Source organism: Bradyrhizobium lablabi (assembly GCF_018129385.1).
Lineage (GTDB): Bacteria > Pseudomonadota > Alphaproteobacteria > Rhizobiales > Xanthobacteraceae > Bradyrhizobium > Bradyrhizobium lablabi_C.
The window spans coordinates 60,787-80,672 of record NZ_JAFCLN010000027.1 but is presented as its reverse complement, the minus strand read 5'-3'; the positions used below and the strand labels follow the sequence as shown (position 1 = coordinate 80,672).

The window sequence follows — 19,886 nt, the reverse complement described above, 5'->3', positions numbered from 1 at the left end:
ACCTCTCCCCGCTTGCGGCAGGGCTATCGCATATGAGCGAGGACTCGATGAGGCGACTTCGTTGTGGCCATCCTTCGAGACGCCCGCCTTTGGCGGGCTCCTCAGGATGAGGTCTTGTTTCGTGGCAAAATCCTAGAACCCTCATGGTGAGGAGCGCCGCCTGCGGCGCGTCTCGAACCATGAAGGCCGGGCTCGCTCACACGCTCAATGGGCCATATGCGATAGCCCTGCCGCTCGCGGGGAGAGGTCGGATTGCGCAGCAATCCGGGTGAGGGGGTACAGGTGTATCCATCGGGCACCGCTCGTGCGGAGAGAGCCCCTCACCCCCCGAGAGCGAGCGAAGCTCGCCTCGTACCTCTCCCCGCAAGAGCGGGGCGAGGGGGAAGAAACTCAAATCCCTTCTTCGTTGAACTTGTCGTTCACCAGCGCGGTGATCGCGTCCAGCACAGCCTGCGCCTCGGGGCCTTTGGCGGAAACCAGGATCTGCGTCCCCGGAGAAGCCGACAGCATCATCAGGCCCATGATGGAGGTGCCGCCGACGGTTTCACTGCCGCGCGTCACCCAGACATCCGCTTCGAAGCGCTCGACCGTCTGGACGAATTTGGCCGAGGCCCGCGCATGCAGGCCGCGCTTGTTGATGATGAGCAGTTCCCGGGAAATCGCATCCGGCGGCACGGCCGTCCCGGCATCGTTTGCGGGCGGCGCGTCGTCGTCCTCGCTCATTTGCCGGCGAGGACGCGGCTGGCGATCGTGACGTATTTGCGGCCGGCTTCCTGGGCCATGGCGATCGCGTCGGGGAGGGAACGCTCCTCGCGCACCTTGGCGAGCTTGACCAGCATGGGAAGATTGATGCCTGCGAGCACTTCCACCTTGGGTCGGCTCATGCAGGAAATGGCGAGGTTGGAAGGGGTGCCGCCGAACATGTCGGTGAGGATGGCGACCCCGTCGCCGCTATCGACGCGGTTCACCGCCTCGATAATGTCACTTCGACATAAATCCGCATCGTCTTCGGCGCCGATCGTGATCGCCTCAATCTGTTTTTGCGGACCCATGACGTGTTCGAGCGCTGCGCGGAACTCGTCGGCAAGGCGCCCATGGGTCACAAGCACAAGACCAATCATCGGGAAACTCCTCGTGGGTGCTTTTGGTGCACCGCACGAACGCGCCACTTTGACCATCCAGCGCCCCCGCGCAAGAGGGTTCGGTCGCGCTGATCCCGGAAAATGGCGGTAAAGCGGGAAGCACGCGCCGGTCTCATTCCGTCGCGATAGTGGGTCTAATATGGTTACCAATTCCCTTCCGGCAATCAGCCGAAGGTAGGCCGGAGGGTGAACCGGGGGTTGTCGTCAGGGCCGCTGCAATCAACGGCAGGGGCGAATTCCGTAGATTTACGGGCAATCGCGGTAATTCAACACCATTTATTTTGGTAGTGAGTGATTCAGCCGCAGGCATCCGTTCAGCATCCGCGGCCGCCAAGTCTACGACGAGGCCCACGAAGGCCTCGGGCACATATTCCGTCTGGCGGATGCCGAGGCCGAAAATCTCGATCAGTCCGGTCAGTGTGGCGGCCGGCCGCACCAGCAGTTTTCCGCCGCTTGTGTCGAGATGGACACGGTCGTCGCCGACCAAAACGGCGGGCGGAATCTGCCCGGAACGCCCGGCCAGAATCAGGTCAAAAGCAAGGCGCGACTTTCCGGAACCGGAGGGGCCACGAATCAGCACCGCGCGGTCGCCCACCAGCACGGCGGACGCGTGCACGGTGCCTCGCGCCTCGTCCGTCATTGTACCGGCAGCCTGACCGTAAAGCGCGCGCCGGCCACGGTGGGCTTGCCGTCCTCGTCGGGAGGGCCGGGGCGGTTCTCTGCCCAGATCCGCCCGCTATGAGCCTCGATGATCTGTTTCGAGATCGAGAGGCCAAGGCCGGAATTCTGGCCAAAACCCTGGTGCGGACGGTCGGTGTAAAAGCGCTCGAAGATGCGGTCGAGCGCATCCTCGCGGATCCCGGGCCCATCGTCATCGACCACGATCTCGATTTCGCCGCGCACGCGGCGGCAGACGATGCGCACCTTTTGACCCGGCTCCGAAAACGACTGCGCGTTCGACAGCAGGTTGGAGATCACCTGGCCGAGCCTGGAGTCATGGCCCGGCACGGCGAAAGCATCGGTCGGCCGGCCTTCGAAACGGACCTCGACCGCGACGTCGTGGCCGAGCCGGGTTTCGTTGGCGACGGTGGTCAGCGTCGTCAGCAGGCGGCGGAGGTCGACCAGCGTCATGTCCTGACGCTGTAGCTCGGCGTCGAGCCGGCTGGCGTCGGAGATGTCGGAGATCAGGCGGTCGAGCCGCTTGACGTCGTGCTCGATCACGGCGAGCAGCCGTGCACGGCTGCTTTCGTTGCGCGCCAGTGGGAGCGTTTCCACGGCCGAGCGCATCGAGGTCAGCGGGTTCTTCAATTCATGCGCGACGTCGGCGGCGAACATCTCGATCGCCTCGATGCGGTTATAGAGCGCATCCGTCATGTCGCGCAGCGCGCCCGACAGATGCCCGATCTCGTCGCGGCGGCGCGTGAAGTCGGGGATTTCCACGCGGGTGCGGATGCGGCGGCGGACGCGCTCGGCGCTGTCGGCAAGGCGCCGCACCGGGCCGGCGATGGTGCTGGCCAGCAGCAGCGAGAGCACGATCATGACGGCCGCAGCGACGCCGCCCACCTTCAGGATCGCGAGCCGCTCGGCGGTCACCATCTGGTCGATATCGTCGCCCTGTGTCGTCAGCATCAGCGCGCCGTGCACGGCGCGGAAACGCTGCACGGGAACGGCGACCGAGACGATCACCGCACCGCGCTCGGTCACGCGCACCATGCTCGCCTTCTGGCCGTCGAGCGATTGGCCGACCTCCCTGTAGCCGCGGCCGCCTTCGGGGCCGAGTTCGTGATAGAGCGGCAGGTCGCCGCGGTTGAGCCAGGTGCGCATCCCGACCACGGCGCGTTCGAGGACGTTGGGCTTGTCGGCGGACGGCGGCGGCAATTCGAAGCGCAGCACGTCGCCACGGGCGAACAGGTTGCGGCTGTCCAGGATCAGGCCGCCATCGCTGCCGAAGATGCGGGCGCGGGTTTTGGTCGGTGCGATCAGCCGGCGCAGCACCGGCGCGACGCGCTCGGGGTTGATCGGGAAATCGGAGTATTCGTCGGGCACGCCGTAGCTCTCGCCGGGCTTGAGGTCCAGCAGGCGGTCGGCGTCGATGGTCACCGCATTGCCTTCGACCGTGGCGGAAGCCGCGATCGCCTCGGAAATGATCTCGGCGTAGACCAGCAGGCTCTGCGCGCGCGCCTCGATCAGGCCGGCGCGGAATTGCGACAGATACAGGATGCTCGCAACCAGCGCGACGAGGCCGGCGAGGTTGAGCGAGACGATGCGGCGCGTGAGGCTGGAGAACGACAGCGCGAAGAAGAACTGTCCGGCGCGGCGTAGCCAGCCGAGCGGGCGCTGCCAGCCTTTTTCGGCCGGCTTGTCATCGGTAACGCCGGCGGGCGCGAGCGGCGCCGAGACGCCCCCGTCGTTGTGGCCCGGATCAGGCTGCGTACGATCAAGCAATGGCCAACACTGCCCGTTGTTGCGAGGTTTACTTGCGAATTGCGCCCACGCTGCATCCTAGCCGAAACCATGCGGCCTGGTCAGTTAACAATGGCCGCGCCCAGCGAAAATCAGGTTTCTTTGAAACGATAGCCCACGCCATACAGCGTCTCGATCATCTCGAAATCGTCATCCACGACCTTGAACTTCTTGCGCAGCCGCTTGATGTGGCTGTCGATGGTGCGGTCGTCGACATAGACCTGATCGTCATAGGCGGCATCCATCAGCGCATTGCGGCTCTTGACCACGCCGGGGCGGGTCGCCAGCGCCTGCAGGATCAGGAATTCCGTGACCGTCAGTGTCACCGGCTCGTTCTTCCAGGTGCAGGTGTGACGTTCCGGATCCATCCGCAGCAGCCCGCGATCAAGTGCCCGTGCATCGGGCTCCTTCGGCACGGCGGTGGGGTCCTTGGGCGCCGAGCGGCGCAGCACCGCCTTGACGCGTTCCACCAACAGGCGCTGCGAGAACGGTTTGCGGATGAAATCGTCGGCGCCCATCTTGAGGCCGAACAATTCGTCGATCTCCTCGTCCTTGGAGGTGAGGAAGATGACAGGCAGATCGGATTTCTGCCGCAGCCGGCGCAGCGTCTCCATGCCGTCCATGCGCGGCATCTTGATGTCGAGGATCGCGAGATCCGGCTGGCTGGTGCGGAAACCATCCAGTGCGGAGGCGCCATCCGTATAGGTCATGATGCGATAGCCCTCGGCTTCGAGCGCGATCGAGACGGATGTAAGAATGTTGCGGTCGTCATCGACCAGAGCGATTGTGGGCATGAGCCTGCTTTCGATAGAGAGTGGCCAAAACGGCGAGCAACCGGCGATCCGCCGCTAAAATGGGCTTTGAACCGGTCAACCGAGCAATGCAAGCTGGGCTGAAGTGTGACCGAGTTCCGCGAAAACCCTTCCTGGGGTCTGGGCGTCCAACCCATCCGGGATCCCGTTTAGACCGAAAAAGGGTCTCATTGCAATAACATGTCCGGAAATTCCTGATGCAGCCAACCGCTGATTTTGACCCCTCTAAACTGGCCCGATCGCTGCTCCGCAGGAGCCGCCAGGGGGCGCTGGCGACCCTGATGGCCGGCAGCGGCGATCCCTACTGCTCCCTCGTCAATGTTGCGGCCGATGCCGATGCGTCGCCGATTTTGTTGATTTCGCGGCTCGCCGTGCACACCAAAAACATTCTCGGCGACAGCAGGGTCTCGCTGATGCTGGACGAGCGGGCGAGCGGCGATCCGCTCGAGGGCGCGCGCATCATGCTGGCCGGACGGGCGGAGGAGACCACGGGCGATCACGCTGCCGTGTTGCGCCGGCGCTATCTCAACGCCCATCCGTCGGCGGAAGCGTTCGCCGATTTCAAGGATTTTTCCTTCTTCCGGATCGTCTCTTCAGGGCTGCATCTGGTGGCCGGCTTCGGCCGGATCATCGATCTCAAGCCGTCGCAATTCCTCACCGACATCTCGGATGCGGCGGGCTTGCTGGAAGCCGAGCAGGGCGCGGTCGAGCACATGAACGAAGATCATCGCGACGCGATGAATCTCTACGCCACAAAACTGCTCGGTGCGGAGGAAGCCGACTGGCGCTGCACCGGTTGTGATCCCGACGGCATGGACATGCAGGCCGGGGCAGCGACGCTGCGGCTGGATTTTCCGGAGCGGGTGAGGAACGCCGGTGAGCTGCGCAAGATGCTGGTCAAATTGGCGGGAGAAGCGCGGGCGAAGACCTAGCCGATTGCCGGCCCGCCGGTTTGAACGGGCCCGCGGTCTGCGGCGACCCATGCATGGCCTCGCGTTGCGGGGCCGTCGTGCAACAAAAGTCCGCTATCCATGAAATCCCGCAATCGGTTTGCCCTGTCGTTGTGGCTCGCCCTGGCCGCAAGCACCTGCCTCACGGCGCCGTCATTGGCGCAGAACGTTGCCGCGCGCAGCGGACACATCGCAGAGCTCAGCAAAGCCGGAAAATATTCCGAAGCCATTCCGCTGGCGGAAAAGCTGCTGGCGGATATGGAAAAGACCTATGGCCCGGCTCACCGCGATGTCGCGGGTGCGCTCAACAATCTCGGCCAGCTCTATAGCAGCACCGGGCGGGACGCCGAGGCCGAGCCGCTCTACAAGCGCGCGATCTCCATCTTCGAGAAGACGACCGGCCTCGATTCGATCGAGGTGGCATCGACGCTGAACAACCTCGCGGCGCTTTATCAGCGCCAGGAACGCTTTGCCGACGCCGAACCGCTGTTCAAGCGCGCGCTCGCCATCCGCGAGCGATCGCTCGGAGCCTCGCATCCCGATCTCGCGCAATCCCTCAACAACATGGCAACCCACTACGAAAAGCAGGGCCGCCATCGCGATTCCGAGCCGTTGTTCAGGCGCGCGCTCGCGATCTACGAGAAGGTGGGAGGCCCCGAACATCCCGCGGTCGCGACGCTGCTCAACAATCTCGGCCAGGTCGCCAAGGTTCAGGGCCGCTACGCGGAAGCCGAGCCGATGATCAGGCGTTCGCTGGCGATCCGCGAAAAAGCGCTGGGCGCCGATCATCCCGATGTGGCACGTTCGCTGAACAATCTTGCGGACCTCTATGAGCGGCGTGGCCGGCTTGCCGATGCCGAACCGCTCTACGAGCGGGCCCTCGCGATCCGCGAGCGTGCGGTCGGCGCCGATCATCCGGATACGGCGATCTCGGCTAACAATCTCGCCTTCCTCTATCGCGCAAAAGGCCGCGTGGCCGACGCCCTGCCGCTGGTGCAGCGGCTGATCGGCAGCAGCCGCGCGCAGATCCGCGTCGCGCTGCCCATATTGTTCGATGCGCAGCGCCGGCAATTGCTGCCTTCGGAGCAGGCGCTGAACGATGCGCTCAACGTGATCCAGCGCGGCACGCAATCCTCGGCCGCTTCCGCGGTGAACAAGCTCGCCGTGCGCATCGCCGCCGGCAATGACCGCCTCGCCGAACTGGTCCGCAGGGATCAGGATCTTGGCTCGGAGACTGAGGCGCTCGACAAGGCAATCGTCGCGGCGGTCTCGAAGGATCGCGCCAGGCGCGATGCCGCCACCGAGGCGCGCGGAAAGGCGCGGCTGGCCGCGATCTCGGCCGAGCGCGCCACCTTGCAAAAGACGCTGGCCAGGGAATTCCCCGACTATTCCGCCCTGTCCAGCCCGCTGCCGATCACCGCGAAGGAGATTCAGTCGCTGCTGACGAGCGACGAGGCGATGGTGCTGTTCGCGGTGGCGGAGAAGGAAAGCTTTGCCTTCGCGATCACGCGCGAAGGGTTCGACTGGAAGCCGCTGCCGATCGGCGGCGAGGCGCTGTCGCAAAAGATCGCCGCCTTCCGGCGCGGCCTCGATATCGCGGGACTGACGGAGGCATCGGGCAAGTCCGGCCTGTTCGATCTGGCGCTGGCCAATGAGCTCTATACTGATTTGCTCGCGCCGCTCGAGCCGTTGATCAGGGACAAGCGCAGCCTGTTGATCGCACCATCCGGTGCGCTGACGGCGCTGCCGTTTCACTTGTTGGTGACGGAAAAGCCGCCGCTGGCGATTCCGGAAAAGTTCGAGGGCTATCGCGATGCGGCGTGGCTGTTGAAGCGTCAGGCCGTCTCGGTGCTGCCGTCGGTGACCAGCCTGAAAGCGCTGCGGGCATTTGCGCGGCGCGATCCCGGCGCAAAACCGATGACCGGCTTTGGCGACCCGCTGTTCGATCCGTCGAAGCAAGGCGGCGACCGGCGCACGGCCATCAAGACGGCCTCGCGCAGCGTGGTGACCGGCGCCTATACCGAATTCTGGCGCGGCGCCGGCGTCGATCGCGCGCGGCTGGCGCAAGCCCTGCCGCAACTGCCCGACACCGCCGATGAACTGAATGCGGTGGCAAAGGATCTCGGCGTTCCCGCGTCCGACATCCATCTCGGCGCTGACGCCAGCGAGACGACGCTCAAGCGCACGCCGCTTGCCGATTACGCCATCATCTATTTCGCCACCCACGGTCTCGTCGCCGGCGACGTAAAGGGTCTTGCCGAACCGTCGCTGGCGCTAAGCATTCCCGCACAGCCGTCGGAGTTCGACGATGGGCTACTCACGTCGAGCGAAGTCGCGCAGCTCAAACTCAATGCCGACTGGGTGGTGCTCTCGGCCTGCAACACCATTGCCGGCGACAAGCCCGGCGCCGAGGCGCTGTCCGGTCTTGCACGCTCGTTCTTCTATGCCGGCGCGCGGGCGCTGCTGGTGACGCACTGGTCGGTCGATTCCGCTGCGGCGACGCGCCTCACCACGTCGACCTTCGATCGGCTGAAAGCCGACCCCAAACTTGGCCGCGCCGAGGTGCTGCGCCAGGCGATGCTCGCTTATCTCAACGATGCCTCGTCGCCGCGTAATGCCTATCCCGGCTTCTGGGGTCCGTTTGCGCTGATCGGTGAAGGGGCGGCTCGCTGATTTCCGTGATTGTGCGACGCAAAACGTCTCGCGGCAGATGGTCGCGCTACCATCCGCATTTGCAAAGAAAGCGCGGCAGCGCGGCAAGTGTTTGAGACGGCTCAAGCTCGCCATGGAATAAACCAAATATTCCGGGATCGGCTTGGCAAGCCCGGCGTTGCCAAGTAATAGGTCGCCGGACCGTGGCCGGAAGGCTATATTTGCAAGGTCACCGCGAGAGGCGACTTGGCGGCAAGCCGCTTGAGATACGCGGGTTCAGGAGGACTTCTTCGTGCAAGAGACGGGTGTGCGCAACGGCGCTTTCGGCGCCGACAAATTCGGCTTAAAAAATCTCAAGGGGGTGCACTGGAATTACGGCGCGCCTCAACTCTATGAGCACTCGCTGCGCGCGGGCGAAGCGGTGCTCTCGGCCGATGGTGCGATCTGCGCCGATACTGGTGAATTCACCGGCCGCAGCCCGAAGGACAAGTTCACCGTTCGCGACGCCACCACCGACAAGAACATGTGGTGGGCCGGTAACCAGTCGATCACTTCGGATCAATTCGCGGCGCTCTATGCCGACTTCCTCAAGCACGCCGAAGGCAAGACGCTGTTCGCGCAGGACCTCTACGGCGGCGCCGATCCGACCCATCGTATCAAGACCCGCGTCTTCACCGAGCTTGCCTGGCACTCGCTGTTCATTCGCACGCTGCTGATCCGCCCGGAGGCGTCGGAGCTTGCGAGCTTCGTACCGGAGCTGACTATCATCACGTTGCCGACCTTCCGCGCCGATCCCAAACGCCATGGCGTGCGTTCGGAGAACGTCGTCGCGATCGATTTCGCCCGCAAGATCGTCCTGATCGGCGGGTCTTATTATGCCGGCGAGATGAAGAAGAGCGTCTTCACCACGCTGAACTATTACCTGCCCGAAAAGGGCGTGATGCCGATGCACTGCTCGGCCAATGTTGGCCCCAACGGTGACAGTGCGATCTTCTTCGGCCTCTCCGGCACCGGCAAGACCACGCTCTCGGCCGACCCCAAGCGCACGCTGATCGGCGACGACGAGCATGGCTGGGGCGCGGACGGCATCTTCAATTTCGAAGGTGGCTGCTACGCCAAATGCATCAAGCTGTCGCAGGAAGCCGAGCCCGCGATCTTTGCCGCCAGCAAGCGTTTTGGCGCGGTGCTGGAAAACGTCGTTCTCGACGAACGCACCCGCGTGCCGGATTTCGACGATGGTTCGAAGACCGAGAACACCCGCTCGGCCTATCCGCTCGACTTCATCCCGAACGCCTCCCGCACCGGCCGCGCCGGTCATCCGAAGAACGTGGTGATGCTGGCTGCTGACGCCTTCGGCGTGCTGCCGCCGATCGCCAAGCTTTCGCCGGCGCAGGCGATGTACCACTTCCTGTCCGGCTACACCGCCAAGGTCGCCGGCACCGAGCGCGGTCTCGGCAATGAACCGCAGCCGGAATTCTCCACCTGCTTCGGCTCGCCGTTCCTGCCGCGCGACCCCTCCGTATACGGCAACATGCTGCGTGAACTGATCGCCAAGCACAATGTCGACTGCTGGCTCGTCAACACCGGCTGGACCGGCGGCAAGTATGGCGTCGGCAGCCGCATGCCGATCAAGGTGACGCGCGCGCTGCTCACCGCCGCGCTCGACGGCAGCTTGCGTAATGTCGAATTCCGCACCGACAAGTATTTTGGTTTTGCGGTGCCGACGGCGCTGCCGGGCGTTCCCAGCGAGATCCTCAATCCCGTGAACACCTGGAAGGACAAGGCCGAGTTCGACAAGACCGCGCGGGCGCTGGTCGGCATGTTCCAGAAGAACTTCGCCAAGTTCGAAAGCTCGGTCGACGCCGACGTCCGCGCCGCCGCGCCGGAAGTGAAGCTCGCGGCGGAATGATCTGACAAACCTATGCCGGGTAATGTGGAGGGCGGCTCGATGAGCCGCCCTTTTTCGTGCCGCTGCGCTACTGCCTCTGCCCCCGATGAAATCGATCGCGGTAATCCTGCGGCAGCACGTTCAGGCGGCGGCGGAAAGCGCGCCGCAAATGCTCTTCGCTCTGAAATCCGGCGCGCGCGGCGATCTGCTTGAGGCTCGATGCTGATTCTTCCAGCGCCCGACGGGCGGCTTCGACGCGCAGCTCTTCCACCACCTTGCCCGGAGTGCGGCCGGTCTTCTGCCGGAAAACGCGCGCGAATGTGCGGGGGCTCATGCCCGCTCTTTCGGCCAGATCCTCGACGCGCAGATCGCGGGCGAGATTGTCCTGAATCCAGGTCGAGATACCCTCGAATGCCCGGTCTTCGGATGACTGTAGCGATAGCGGCACGCTGAACTGGGCCTGCCCGCCTGGCCGCTTGAGGAATACGACCAGGCGCCGCGCGATACGCATGGCTTCGCGGTGTCCGAGATCGTCTTCCAGTAGCGTGAGCGCGAGATCGATGCCTGCCGTCACGCCCGCGGACGTCCAGATTCCGCGGTCGTGAACGAAGACCGGATCAACCAGGACCGAAACGTCGGGATATTTGGCGCGCAATAAGTCGCAGGAACCCCAATGAGTGACCGCGGATCGCCCTTGCAGCAGGCCGGCTGCGGCCAGAACGAACGTGCCGGTGCAGACGGAGCAGACACGCCGGACCTTCGGCGCCGCTGAACGAAACCAGTCGACCAATGCGGCCTCGGCGGCAGCGCGATGGACGCCGGGGCCACCGCCCACGATGAGGGTATCGATACCGTTTCGGGCGCATTCGGAGAGCGCCGTCGTCATCACCTCCAGGCCGGAAGAGGTTTTGACCGGCCCGCCCTTCAACGAGCAGATTTGCCAGACATAGGGTGCACGCCCGGTCTCTGATGTTTCACAGGCAAGCTCGAATGCCTGTAGCGGCCCGGCGAAGTCGAGCAACAGGCAGTCCTCGAAAAGAACGAAGACCACGCGGCGAGCGGCAGAACGGACCATCAGCCAGCCTCAGCAGGAGTCCTTGGCAGAAATTGCGTGTATTATGACATTTCGGCAAACCGGCCGGCCTGTCAACTTGCGCTCGTTTCAAAGAGGGAGCGAGGCATGTCCGGCAAGCGGATCGAGATTGGAATTCTGTACTATCCGGGGATGACCCAACTGGACGTCACCGGACCGTTCGAGGTGTTTGCCCGCCTGCCGAATGTTCGGATGCATCTGCTGTGGAAACGCATCGAACCCGTCGTCAGCGACGTCGGTCTGCCACTGCTGCCGACCACGACATTCGCCGACTGTCCGGACCTGGATGTGTTCTGCATCGGCGGTGGCCCGGGGCAGGTCGACACCATGGACGATGACGAGGTGATTGCGTTCGTTCGCGAGAAAGGTGGATCGGCGCGGTACATCACCTCGGTTTGTGCGGGTTGCCTGATCCTCGGCGCCGCGGGACTCATCGAAGGATATCGGTCGGCCTGCCATTGGCTGATGAGCGACCAGCTTGCCGCCTTCGGGGCGATCGCGGTCGACGAGCGCGTCGTGGTCGATCGTAACCGCATTTCCGGCGGCGGCGTCACGGCGGGGATCGATTTCGGCTTCCAGGTCGCAGCCGAACTCTGCGGCGAAGAGATCGCCAAGAACCTCCAGCTCATGCTGGAATATCAGCCGCAACCGCCGTTCGACATCACGGTGCAGAATGCCCCGCCTGAACTGATTTCGCGCATGCGGACGGACGCCGAACCCTGGCTTCGCAGGCGTGCGGCGGCGGTGCAGAAGGCTGTTGCAAAGCTCAAATCAAGGGCGGCTGCTTAAGCTGCGCGTCAATGGGAGGGAAGCCTTAGCGCCATTCATTGGAAAGGTATTCGCATGGTCTGGAACTGCCGCATCGCTACCCTTCTGATCGTCAGTGCTTTCATCGGATCAAATCTCCCCGCCGGCGCGGCCGAGCTCTCCGGCGGCGTCGTCCGGATCGGCGTCATCAATGACCAGACTGGCCCGCTGTCCGACTTGTCGGGATCAGGCTCCGTCACTGCCGCAAGGATGGCGGCGGAAGATTTTCAGAAACTGGTCCCGTCGATCAAGGTCGAGATCCTGGCCGCGGACCACCAGAACAAGCCCGATATCGGGGTTGGCATCGTCCGGAAATGGTTTGACGTCGACGGCCTCGACATGGTTGCCGACGTGTCGAACTCGGCGGTCGGACTGGCGATCCAGTCGCTGGTACGCGACAAGAACAGGATTGCGGTGTATTCGGCGGTGGCGACGACCGATCTTGCGGGCAAGCAATGCTCGCGCAACGGGCTGGCGTGGCTTCACGATTCCTACAATCTGGTATCGGGGCCGATCCGCAAGCTGGTCTCGCAAGGCTACGACAGCTGGTTCTTCATCGCGGCCGATTATGCGTTCGGCAAGAACATGGTGTCCGAGTCGCAGCGCGTGCTCGCGGCGGCAGGTGGCAAGTCACTCGGCGCCGTGTATCACCCGATCGGCAACGCGGATTATAGCTCTTTCATCCTCCAGGCGAAGGCGTCCGGAGCCAAGGTGATCGCCTTTGCCAATGCCGGCGAGCAACTGGCGACCTTGATGAAGCAATGGCACGAGTTCGGCATGGATAAAGGCAGCCAGAAGCCTGTGGCCGAATTGATGTTCATCACCGATGTTCACGCCATGGGTCCGAAAATCGCCAAGGGCCTGACCACGCTCACGGCGTGGTACTGGGCGTTGAACGACGAGACCCGGGCCTTTGGCCAGCGCTTTTTCAAGCTTCGCGGCGCCATGCCGACAGCGCCACAGGCTGCGGTTTACTCCGGCGTGAACCATTATCTGAAAGCCGTCGCAGCGGCAGGCACCGATGCAACGGATCCGGTGCTGGAGAAGATGCGTTCGATGCCCGTCGACGACTTCTACGCGCGGGGCGCGACGGTGCGCGACGACGGCAAGCTCGTGCACGACTTCTTCCTCGTCCAGGTGAAGGATGCCGCCGAGGTGAAGACGAACTGGGAATATTACGACGTGCTCGAAAAAATCCCGAGCGGCGACGTCTACGCGCCATTGGCGGACAGTGAATGCCCGTTGGTCAAGCGAGGCCATTGAACGCGGTGCGTCGGGAGGGCGGCGGCCAGTTTCTATCTGCCCGGCAGCATTGCATTCGTCGGCGTGCGCCGGTCGGTGATCTGTAGTCCGAACAGGCTTCCGAGCAGCTCGACCGCGACTCGCGCGGTGCGGCCGCGCTCGTCGAGGAAGGGATTGAGCTCGACGATGTCGACCGAGCTCACAAGGCCGGAATCGTGCAGCAGCTCCATGATGAGATGCGCCTCGCGATAGGTCGCGCCGCCCGGCACGGTGGTGCCGACGCCGGGTGCTACGCCGGGATCGAGGAAATCGACATCGAAGGATAGATGCAGCACGCCGTTCTTCGCCCTGACGCGCTCGATCACGCGGCGGATCAGCACGCCGACGCCGAATTCGTCGATCGCGCGCATATCGGCAATCGCCACGCGGCGGTCGTGCACCAGCTTCTTTTCCAAGGGATCGATCGAGCGGATGCCGAACAGATCGAGCTGGTCCGGCGTGATCGAGGCGCGCGGCTGGTTGCCGAGGAGATGATCGAGGCCTTTCTCGCCGCAGAGGAACGCCGCCGACATGCCGTGCATGTTGCCGGTCAGCGTCGTGTCAGGCGTGTTGTAATCAGCATGCGCATCGAGCCACAGCACGAACAACGGACGGCCCTGTTCTTGCCAATAGCGCGCGACGCCGTTGACCGATCCCATCGAGAGCGAATGATCGCCGCCCATGAAGATCGGCACCGCGCCGGAGCGGGCGAGCGCATAGGCCTGTTCGCTGAGAACGCGGATCCAGGATTTGACCTCGTCATAGAATTTGGCGTTGGCCGGCGGCGGGCCATCGGAGATGATGGCGGGCCGCGCGATGTTGCCAAAATCTTCCACCGAAAATTCAAGCTGTTCGAGCAGGCGCGCGATGCCCGCCGTGCGCAGCGCATCGGGCCCCATCAGCGTGCCGGCCTGCGAGGCGCCGATCTCGATGGGGACGCCGAGCAGCGCGATGCGGGGCTGGTTCGGTTCGCTCAAATCAGACATGCAGCTCCGAACGGGAACGATGCTCTAATGTTCCCTCAAGCCTTGAAATACGCGATTTGCGTCGTGGTGGCGAGCAGGCGTCCGTTCGGCGACCACAATTCACCGTTCTGGTCGCCATAGCTCTTGTTGAAGATCTTTGCATCCGCGACCGCCAGCACACGCGTGATGTCCTCGGCCGCGAGATCTTCCGCGGAGACGTGGAAATAGGTCGTCAGCGACACCGTGCCGAACGGCACGAACTCGCGCTTGGCGTGGAAGATGCGGCCGAAGAAGGCGTCCGACATCGACAGCAGCGAGAGGAGATCGATCCTGCGCGGCACCTGATCGCCGATCCACAGTTTCGAGTAGGAGTCCGGCGGCGCCGAGGACGGCGCGCCGCCGAATTTCGGCTCACCTTCAACGAAGCGAAAATCGTACTGCCTCGCCCAGGGAACGTTGACCTTCGTGTAGGGCAGCGTTTCCTCGAATGCCTTTGCACCGGGATAGGCGGCCTGCGCGTGCGACCAGGACGGACGGCGCTCGGCGAACACGGCGGTGGCGAGCGTCGCAACATCGCCGCCGCCTTGCGTCATCTCCACGCACCAGTGCTGGCTGGAGCGGTTGGCCTTCACCAGCCGCACGTCGAGATCGAAGGTGCCTTCGGCGACCGGCGCGCAGTAATTGACGGTCATCGCCAGCGGATCGCCCGCGCGCTGCGGATGGTCGATCAGCGCGCGCAAAATGGTTGCGGCCGTGCAACCGCCGAACGGGCCGACAAACGCCCAGTAATCCGGGCTGGTCTGCCCCTGCCATCTGCTGTCACCGGCGGTGATTTTTGTGGCGTCGTCAAAAAGGTGCGGCGTCTTGGTGAGCATTTCCAGCCTTTCGTCATTGCGAGCGAAGCGAAGCAATCCAGAAGCCAGGAAGCAAGTGTGGATTGCTTCGTCGCGGAGCCTGTCATCGGGCGCGCATTCGCGCGACCCGTTGGCTCCTCGCAATGACGCCCAAGAGCAATATCGCGGGCTCGCACGCCAAATTCAATGACGCCTGACGTAATCGACTTCCGTCAGCCGAAATTACCGCTTGCCCCCACGCTGCGCGCCGGCCGCGTGCACCACCTGCGGCCCGGGCCGCACCGGCACGTGCCAGATATCCTCGGCATATTCGCGGATGGTGCGGTCGGAGGAAAACCACGGCATCCGCGCCACGTTGAGGATCGAGGCCCGGGTCCAGGCCGGCATCACCTGCCAACGCGCGTCGATGGCGCGCTGGGCTTCGTAATAGGAATCGAAATCGGCGCCGACCATGTAATGGTCGAGATAGCGCAGCGCATGGCCGATCGAGGCGAAGCGGGCGGGATCGCCGGGCGAGAACGCGCCGCTCTCGATCGCCGTGATGGCGCGCGCCAGCCGCGGCGAGCGCCTGATCACGTCGCTGGCATCCAATCCCTGCTTGCGGCGGACCATGACGTCGCCGGCCTCCATGCCGAAGATCGCGATGTTCTCGGCGCCGACATGGTCACGGATCTCGATATTGGCGCCGTCGAGCGTGCCGATGGTGAGCGCGCCGTTGAGCGCCAGCTTCATGTTGCCGGTGCCGGAGGCTTCCATGCCGGCGGTGGAAATCTGCTCGGACAGGTCGGCGGCCGGAATGATCACTTCGGCAAGGCTGACATTGTAGTCGGGCAGGAAGGCGATCTTCAGCCTGCCGGCAATGTCCGGATCGTTGTTGACGATTTCGGCGACGTCGTTGATCAGCTTGATGATCAGTTTTGCGTAGCGGTAGCTCGCCGCCGCCTTGCCGGCAAAGATTTTTACCCGCGGCACCCAGTCGCGCTGCGGCTCGTCCTTTATCGCCTGATACAGCGCGATCGCTTCGAGGATGTTGAGCAATTGCCGCTTGTACTCGTGGATGCGCTTGATCTGCACGTCGAACAGCGCCGAAGGATCGACCTTGGTGTTGAGCCGCTCGCCGATCAGCCGCGCCAGCGCCAGCTTGTTGCGGTGCTTGACGTTGCGAAAACGCTGCTGGAACGCGTTGTCGCTGGCGTGCTGTTCGATCATTTCGAACAGCGAGAAATCGTCGAGCACCGCCTCGCCGCAGGTCTCGCGCAACAGGTCCGTCAGGCCCGGATTGGCCAGCATCAGCCAGCGGCGGAAGGTGATGCCGTTGGTCTTGTTGGTGATGCGGGACGGATAGAGATGATTGAGATCGTGGAACACGGTCTCCTTCATCAGGTCGGAATGCATCGCCGAGACGCCGTTGATGCGGTGCGAGCCGACAAAGGCCAGTTGCCCCATCCGCACCTTGCGGCCGCCCCGCTCGTCGATCAGTGAAACCGACGCGCGGAATTCGATATCGCCCGGGCAGCGCTGCTCGGCGAGCGCCAGATGCTGCACGTTGATGCGGTAGATGATCTCGAGATGCCGCGGCAAGAGCCGCTCGAACAGCTCGACCGGCCAGGTTTCCAGCGCCTCCGGCAGCAGCGTGTGGTTGGTGTAGGAGAGCGTTGCGACGGTAATCTTCCAGGCCTCGTCCCAGCGGAAATTGTGCAGGTCCACCAGAATGCGCATCAGCTCGGCGACCGCCAGGCTTGGATGGGTGTCGTTGAGCTGCACGGCGGCCTTTTGCGCGAGACTCCGCAACTGGCCGTCGGCGGCGAGGTGCCGCTTCACCAGATCCTGCAAGGAGGCCGAGACGAAGAAATACTCCTGGCGCAGGCGTAGCTCGCGGCCCGCCGGGCTCTCGTCATTCGGGTACAGGAATTTGCAGATCGCTTCCGCGCGGGCTTCCTCGGCCACCGCGCCGATATAGTCGCCGGTGTTGAAGGCATCCAGCCGCAGCGGGTCGGGCGAGCGCGCCGACCACAGCCGCAGCGCGTTGACCTGCTGGCCGCGCCAGCCGACGATCGGGGTGTCGTAGGCGACCGCCTGCACGGTTTCGCCGGGGCGCCAGATCGCACGGTCGCGGCCGCCTTCTTCGACATGCTCGACGCGGCCGCCGAAATAGACGTGGTAGACCACCTCCGCCCGCTGGAATTCCCAGGGATTGCCGAAGGACAGCCAGACGTCGGGATATTCCTGCTGCCAGCCGTTCTGGATGATCTGGCGGAACAGGCCGAAATCGTAGCGGATGCCGTAGCCGTTGGCCGGAATGGCGAGCGTCGCCATGCTTTCCATGAAGCAGGCGGCGAGCCGTCCGAGGCCGCCATTGCCGAGCGCCGCATCGGGCTCGAGTTTGCGCAATTCGTCGAGGCCGACGCCGAGATCGCCGAGCGCCGCCTCGAACACCGGCAGCAGCCCCATATTGTTCAGCGCGTCGGTGAACAGCCGCCCGATCAGGAATTCGAGCGAGAGGTAATAGACCCGTTTGCGGCCGGCGTCGTAGTTCTCCTTTTCGGCCGTGAGCCAGCGGTGCACGATGCGGTCGCGCAACGCCAGCGCGGCGGCTTTGTACCAGTCGCGCTTGGTCGCCATGCCGGTGTCCTTGCCAATGGCGAGGCGCAGCTTGGCGAGGATCGCGCCCTTGATCTCGGACAGCGCCAGTTCGTCCACCGGTTGGCCCGGCGCCGGATAGTTTTGCAGTGGATGCTCTGTCAAACCCAACATTCCCGACAGTGTGACTCACCCAAACAATATGCGCCTTACACCGCAACCGAAACCACCGGAGGCGGCGTTGTGCACGACACTGCCGTGTTTTTATGCAAGGAACGGGCCGGTTCCACCGGCCCCTCGCGGCGGTTTTCGGTGCTATAATTCGCCGGAAGCGCGAGGGATGGCGCAAATTCAGGGGAGGATCACGCCATGAGGCTGATCATCGAAATCGTCGCTGCGGTACTGCTGATTATCTGCGTCAGCGTCTCCAGCGCGGCATTCGCCCAGGGCAAGAGCGGCCGCAGCGCCGACGGCCTGACCTGCGGTTTCAGCGTCGCAAAAGGCGCTTCCCCCGCCGCCCGCTGCGCCGCAATGAAGCGCCAGTGCGGCGGCAAGTTTTACGCGAACTACTGCGGCGACAGGATGGTGTCGGCAATGTGAGATATTCATCTCACGGCGATGACGTCATCGATCGTACTTCGCCAAAGCGCCATGGACTTGGCATCTTGAGCTTTTTCACACCGTCGCAGAGTCTGGGGCCGGTTTTACCTCGCCCGCGTGCGCTGCCGCTCCTCATGAGCGGCGCGTTCTTCGTCGTAGCCGCGTTCGACGCCATAAGCGACGGCGCCCTGCGTGTCGCCGGTATTGCGATATCCAAGACCGGTGACATTCCCCAGGACAGGATCAGTGAGACTCTTTTCGGCAGGCCAGAGCGCCCAGACGATGGCGATCAGCCATCCAATGCCCGAAAGGCCCGTAAAGAGATTTATGCCCAGAATGACGTATCTATAGGCGTGTTGCCGACGGTACGCGATGATCGACGGCGCGAAAAAGAAGCCGAGGAAAATGGCCGCAATCACAACGATCGCCAGCACCTTTAATATCGATTCCACCTTAAAGCCCCTCATAATCCAAAAAGACGGTTCAAGGTGCCGCAATCCATTAAAACTTGCCAGCGTCAGTTTTCGATTGAACGTGGGGAAAAAGCCGGCCAGAGCGCGATTGCGCGGCAAGGTTGAAGAGACATCTTTTTCGCAGGGAACGAACTAAGAACACTTTAGTGCGGCGGCCAAGTTTTTTGCGAATTACTGCGGCGACAGGGTGCTGTCGGCGGCGCAGTGAGGATCGCTGTTGGCAGCCTTATCGTGCGGGTAGTCTTATCTCGCTAAAGCGCCATTTGCGCACATCGCCTTGGCTGTCGAGGCGGTCCGTCTCGCTCAGAAAACGAATGCGCACGCCAATCACCTCGTGGTCGACCGGCAGGTTGCGCGCCTGACACTTCTCTCCAGCTTTGACGATCACCATTGCGACTTTCCGCCACTGCGTACTAACGACGGAAAAGATGATCGCATCGAGATCGCTTTCCGAAACAGATTCGGGCAGCACAACTTCTTTCCATCGCCGCTTTGTGTCGACGAAGCGCCTGCCCTTTGCCGGTGGCTGTAGGTCCGGGTGCTGTTTGTAGATCGCGTGCAATAATTGGAAATGCAGTGGTTGGACGACGTTCCAGAGGGGATTGAAAAGGCTCTTTCTGTCGTCGGCATCCAGCGATGATATGATTGCCTCTGCGCGGTTGATGGCCCTGGCGGCCCTTAAAAGATGCGCTTGAATCTCGACGGCTTTTGCCTTGTCCATGGCCCGCAATCCCCAGGAAAGCTTCACTAGAACGAATTAAGAACACTTTAGCAAGTCTTTGATATATCATAGTGATTCGAAACGCCGTCCACACAACATCTATGGTCTGTTGAGCTTAGCGAGGACTACATGTCCACCATCGCCTTCGATCAATTCGCTCTCACCCGCATCGCCGATTTCGCGCGCACGCTGTCGCGGCTGCACCAGGCCTCGCGCCGCCGGTCCGTCGATGACGACCAGATCGACCGCGAGTTCAATGCGGTCTGCCAGTCGGTGTGGGGCTACACATCAGACGATATCAGCGACGACCTGTTCTCGGCCGAGGACCACACCTTCCTGGATTCGCTTGATGAAGCGCATGCGCGCATCTTCGCGGCCGAGCAGGGCTACGACCTCGTCGACGACCACGGCATGCTGACGGACTGGTGGGGCTTTTGCTGGATGATCCTGGCCGAGAAGCGCGGCCTGCTGACGCCGGAAAACCGCGCCGCCGCGCGCGCGGCGATCGAGGAAAAATATCTGACGGCGCCGAACGTGATCGGCGTAATCGTGGGAAGGTAAGATCTATCCCTCATCCTGAGGAGCGCGCTTTGGCGCGCGTCTCG

Annotated in this window: 18 protein-coding genes; 7 read left to right on the top strand and 11 right to left on the bottom strand. The window is 63.3% G+C overall.

Features of this window, described 5'->3' with window-relative positions; all coding sequences use genetic code 11:
• Positions 1 to 390 precede the first annotated feature (390 nt).
• The 5 genes from JQ628_RS32055 to JQ628_RS32035 all read right to left on the bottom strand — a co-directional run bounded on the left by JQ628_RS32055 (position 391) and on the right by JQ628_RS32035 (position 4,399).
• Positions 391 to 723 carry an HPr family phosphocarrier protein gene (locus JQ628_RS32055; RefSeq protein WP_212229953.1) on the bottom strand — a complete coding sequence of 111 codons (333 nt, stop codon included), beginning with the start codon at positions 721 to 723 and terminating at the stop codon, positions 391 to 393.
• Positions 720 to 1,121 carry a PTS sugar transporter subunit IIA gene (locus JQ628_RS32050; RefSeq protein WP_212229951.1) on the bottom strand — a complete coding sequence of 134 codons (402 nt, stop codon included), beginning with the start codon at positions 1,119 to 1,121 and terminating at the stop codon, positions 720 to 722. Before JQ628_RS32050 ends, JQ628_RS32055 begins: the two co-directional genes overlap by 4 nt.
• Positions 1,122 to 1,254: 133 nt before the next feature.
• Positions 1,255 to 1,782: an HPr kinase/phosphorylase gene (locus JQ628_RS32045; RefSeq protein WP_212229949.1), complete on the bottom strand. Its 528-nt coding sequence runs from the start codon at positions 1,780 to 1,782 to the stop codon at positions 1,255 to 1,257.
• The gene (locus tag JQ628_RS32040; protein WP_212229947.1) at positions 1,779 to 3,587 is read right to left on the bottom strand and encodes a sensor histidine kinase; all 1,809 of its coding nucleotides are present in this window, start codon (positions 3,585 to 3,587) and stop codon (positions 1,779 to 1,781) included. Before JQ628_RS32040 ends, JQ628_RS32045 begins: the two co-directional genes overlap by 4 nt.
• A 110-nt stretch (positions 3,588 to 3,697) precedes the next feature.
• On the bottom strand, positions 3,698 to 4,399 hold the full coding sequence (locus JQ628_RS32035; RefSeq protein ID WP_212229944.1) for a response regulator transcription factor: 702 nt from the start codon (positions 4,397 to 4,399) through the stop codon (positions 3,698 to 3,700).
• 215 nt (positions 4,400 to 4,614) lie between these two features.
• Here JQ628_RS32035 and JQ628_RS32030 point away from each other — a divergent pair, with 215 nt between their 5' ends.
• The 3 genes from JQ628_RS32030 (at position 4,615) to JQ628_RS32020 (ending at position 9,928) form a co-directional block, all read left to right on the top strand.
• Positions 4,615 to 5,349 (top strand): HugZ family protein, encoded by a 735-nt coding sequence (locus tag JQ628_RS32030; RefSeq protein ID WP_212229943.1) that lies wholly within the window; start codon positions 4,615 to 4,617, stop codon positions 5,347 to 5,349.
• A gap of 99 nt (positions 5,350 to 5,448) precedes the next feature.
• Positions 5,449 to 8,040 (top strand): CHAT domain-containing tetratricopeptide repeat protein, encoded by a 2,592-nt coding sequence (locus tag JQ628_RS32025; protein ID WP_212229941.1) that lies wholly within the window; start codon positions 5,449 to 5,451, stop codon positions 8,038 to 8,040.
• 271 nt (positions 8,041 to 8,311) lie between these two features.
• The gene (locus JQ628_RS32020) at positions 8,312 to 9,928 is read left to right on the top strand and encodes a phosphoenolpyruvate carboxykinase (protein ID WP_212229939.1); all 1,617 of its coding nucleotides are present in this window, start codon (positions 8,312 to 8,314) and stop codon (positions 9,926 to 9,928) included.
• Between the two features lie 67 nt (positions 9,929 to 9,995).
• On the opposite strand, the gene JQ628_RS32015 is transcribed toward JQ628_RS32020, so the two are convergent.
• Positions 9,996 to 10,982, bottom strand: coding sequence for a GlxA family transcriptional regulator (locus tag JQ628_RS32015; protein ID WP_212229937.1), 987 nt, complete (start codon positions 10,980 to 10,982; stop codon positions 9,996 to 9,998).
• Positions 10,983 to 11,087: 105 nt separating this feature from the next.
• On the opposite strand from JQ628_RS32015, the gene JQ628_RS32010 reads away from it, so the two are divergent.
• Positions 11,088 to 11,789: a DJ-1/PfpI family protein gene (locus JQ628_RS32010; protein WP_212229935.1), complete on the top strand. Its 702-nt coding sequence runs from the start codon at positions 11,088 to 11,090 to the stop codon at positions 11,787 to 11,789.
• A gap of 54 nt (positions 11,790 to 11,843) precedes the next feature.
• Positions 11,844 to 13,070, top strand: coding sequence for an ABC transporter substrate-binding protein (locus JQ628_RS32005; RefSeq protein ID WP_212229933.1), 1,227 nt, complete (start codon positions 11,844 to 11,846; stop codon positions 13,068 to 13,070).
• 32 nt (positions 13,071 to 13,102) lie between these two features.
• Here JQ628_RS32005 and rocF read toward each other — a convergent pair whose 3' ends face one another.
• The 3 genes from rocF to JQ628_RS31990 form a co-directional block, all read right to left on the bottom strand.
• Positions 13,103 to 14,074, bottom strand: coding sequence for an arginase (rocF, locus tag JQ628_RS32000; RefSeq protein WP_212229931.1), 972 nt, complete (start codon positions 14,072 to 14,074; stop codon positions 13,103 to 13,105).
• Between the two features lie 35 nt (positions 14,075 to 14,109).
• A complete protein-coding gene (locus JQ628_RS31995) occupies positions 14,110 to 14,928 on the bottom strand; it encodes an acyl-CoA thioesterase (RefSeq protein WP_212229929.1) in 819 nt (272 codons plus the stop codon).
• A gap of 201 nt (positions 14,929 to 15,129) precedes the next feature.
• Complete coding sequence (locus tag JQ628_RS31990; RefSeq protein WP_249128669.1) at positions 15,130 to 17,652, bottom strand: glycogen/starch/alpha-glucan phosphorylase; 2,523 nt, start codon at positions 17,650 to 17,652, stop codon at positions 15,130 to 15,132.
• A gap of 204 nt (positions 17,653 to 17,856) precedes the next feature.
• Here JQ628_RS31990 and JQ628_RS31985 point away from each other — a divergent pair, with 204 nt between their 5' ends.
• Entirely contained in the window at positions 17,857 to 18,087 is a 231-nt protein-coding gene (locus tag JQ628_RS31985) for a hypothetical protein (RefSeq protein WP_212229926.1), read from the top strand.
• A gap of 104 nt (positions 18,088 to 18,191) precedes the next feature.
• On the opposite strand, the gene JQ628_RS31980 is transcribed toward JQ628_RS31985, so the two are convergent.
• Together JQ628_RS31980 and JQ628_RS31975 are read right to left on the bottom strand one after the other, a co-directional pair.
• Positions 18,192 to 18,659: a superinfection immunity protein gene (locus tag JQ628_RS31980; RefSeq protein WP_212229924.1), complete on the bottom strand. Its 468-nt coding sequence runs from the start codon at positions 18,657 to 18,659 to the stop codon at positions 18,192 to 18,194.
• Between the two features lie 127 nt (positions 18,660 to 18,786).
• Positions 18,787 to 19,281, bottom strand: a complete 495-nt coding sequence (locus JQ628_RS31975) for a DUF3658 domain-containing protein (protein WP_212229921.1) — start codon at positions 19,279 to 19,281, stop codon at positions 18,787 to 18,789.
• Positions 19,282 to 19,410: 129 nt separating this feature from the next.
• Here JQ628_RS31975 and JQ628_RS31970 point away from each other — a divergent pair, with 129 nt between their 5' ends.
• Positions 19,411 to 19,842 carry a hypothetical protein gene (locus JQ628_RS31970; RefSeq protein WP_212229919.1) on the top strand — a complete coding sequence of 144 codons (432 nt, stop codon included), beginning with the start codon at positions 19,411 to 19,413 and terminating at the stop codon, positions 19,840 to 19,842.
• Positions 19,843 to 19,886: the final 44 nt, after the last annotated feature.

Coding starts and splice junctions, on each gene's coding strand:
- JQ628_RS32015 (WP_212229937.1), bottom strand. CDS start 10,982: ATGGTCCGTTCTGCCGCTCGCCGCGTGGTCTTCGTTCTTTTCGAGGAC.
- JQ628_RS32010 (WP_212229935.1), top strand. CDS start 11,088: ATGTCCGGCAAGCGGATCGAGATTGGAATTCTGTACTATCCGGGGATG.
- JQ628_RS32055 (WP_212229953.1), bottom strand. CDS start 723: ATGAGCGAGGACGACGACGCGCCGCCCGCAAACGATGCCGGGACGGCC.
- JQ628_RS31975 (WP_212229921.1), bottom strand. CDS start 19,281: ATGGACAAGGCAAAAGCCGTCGAGATTCAAGCGCATCTTTTAAGGGCC.
- JQ628_RS32005 (WP_212229933.1), top strand. CDS start 11,844: ATGGTCTGGAACTGCCGCATCGCTACCCTTCTGATCGTCAGTGCTTTC.
- JQ628_RS32030 (WP_212229943.1), top strand. CDS start 4,615: ATGCAGCCAACCGCTGATTTTGACCCCTCTAAACTGGCCCGATCGCTG.
- JQ628_RS31995 (WP_212229929.1), bottom strand. CDS start 14,928: ATGCTCACCAAGACGCCGCACCTTTTTGACGACGCCACAAAAATCACC.
- JQ628_RS32035 (WP_212229944.1), bottom strand. CDS start 4,399: ATGCCCACAATCGCTCTGGTCGATGACGACCGCAACATTCTTACATCC.
- JQ628_RS31970 (WP_212229919.1), top strand. CDS start 19,411: ATGTCCACCATCGCCTTCGATCAATTCGCTCTCACCCGCATCGCCGAT.
- JQ628_RS31985 (WP_212229926.1), top strand. CDS start 17,857: ATGAGGCTGATCATCGAAATCGTCGCTGCGGTACTGCTGATTATCTGC.
- JQ628_RS32025 (WP_212229941.1), top strand. CDS start 5,449: ATGAAATCCCGCAATCGGTTTGCCCTGTCGTTGTGGCTCGCCCTGGCC.
- rocF (WP_212229931.1), bottom strand. CDS start 14,074: ATGTCTGATTTGAGCGAACCGAACCAGCCCCGCATCGCGCTGCTCGGC.
- JQ628_RS32045 (WP_212229949.1), bottom strand. CDS start 1,782: ATGACGGACGAGGCGCGAGGCACCGTGCACGCGTCCGCCGTGCTGGTG.
- JQ628_RS32050 (WP_212229951.1), bottom strand. CDS start 1,121: ATGATTGGTCTTGTGCTTGTGACCCATGGGCGCCTTGCCGACGAGTTC.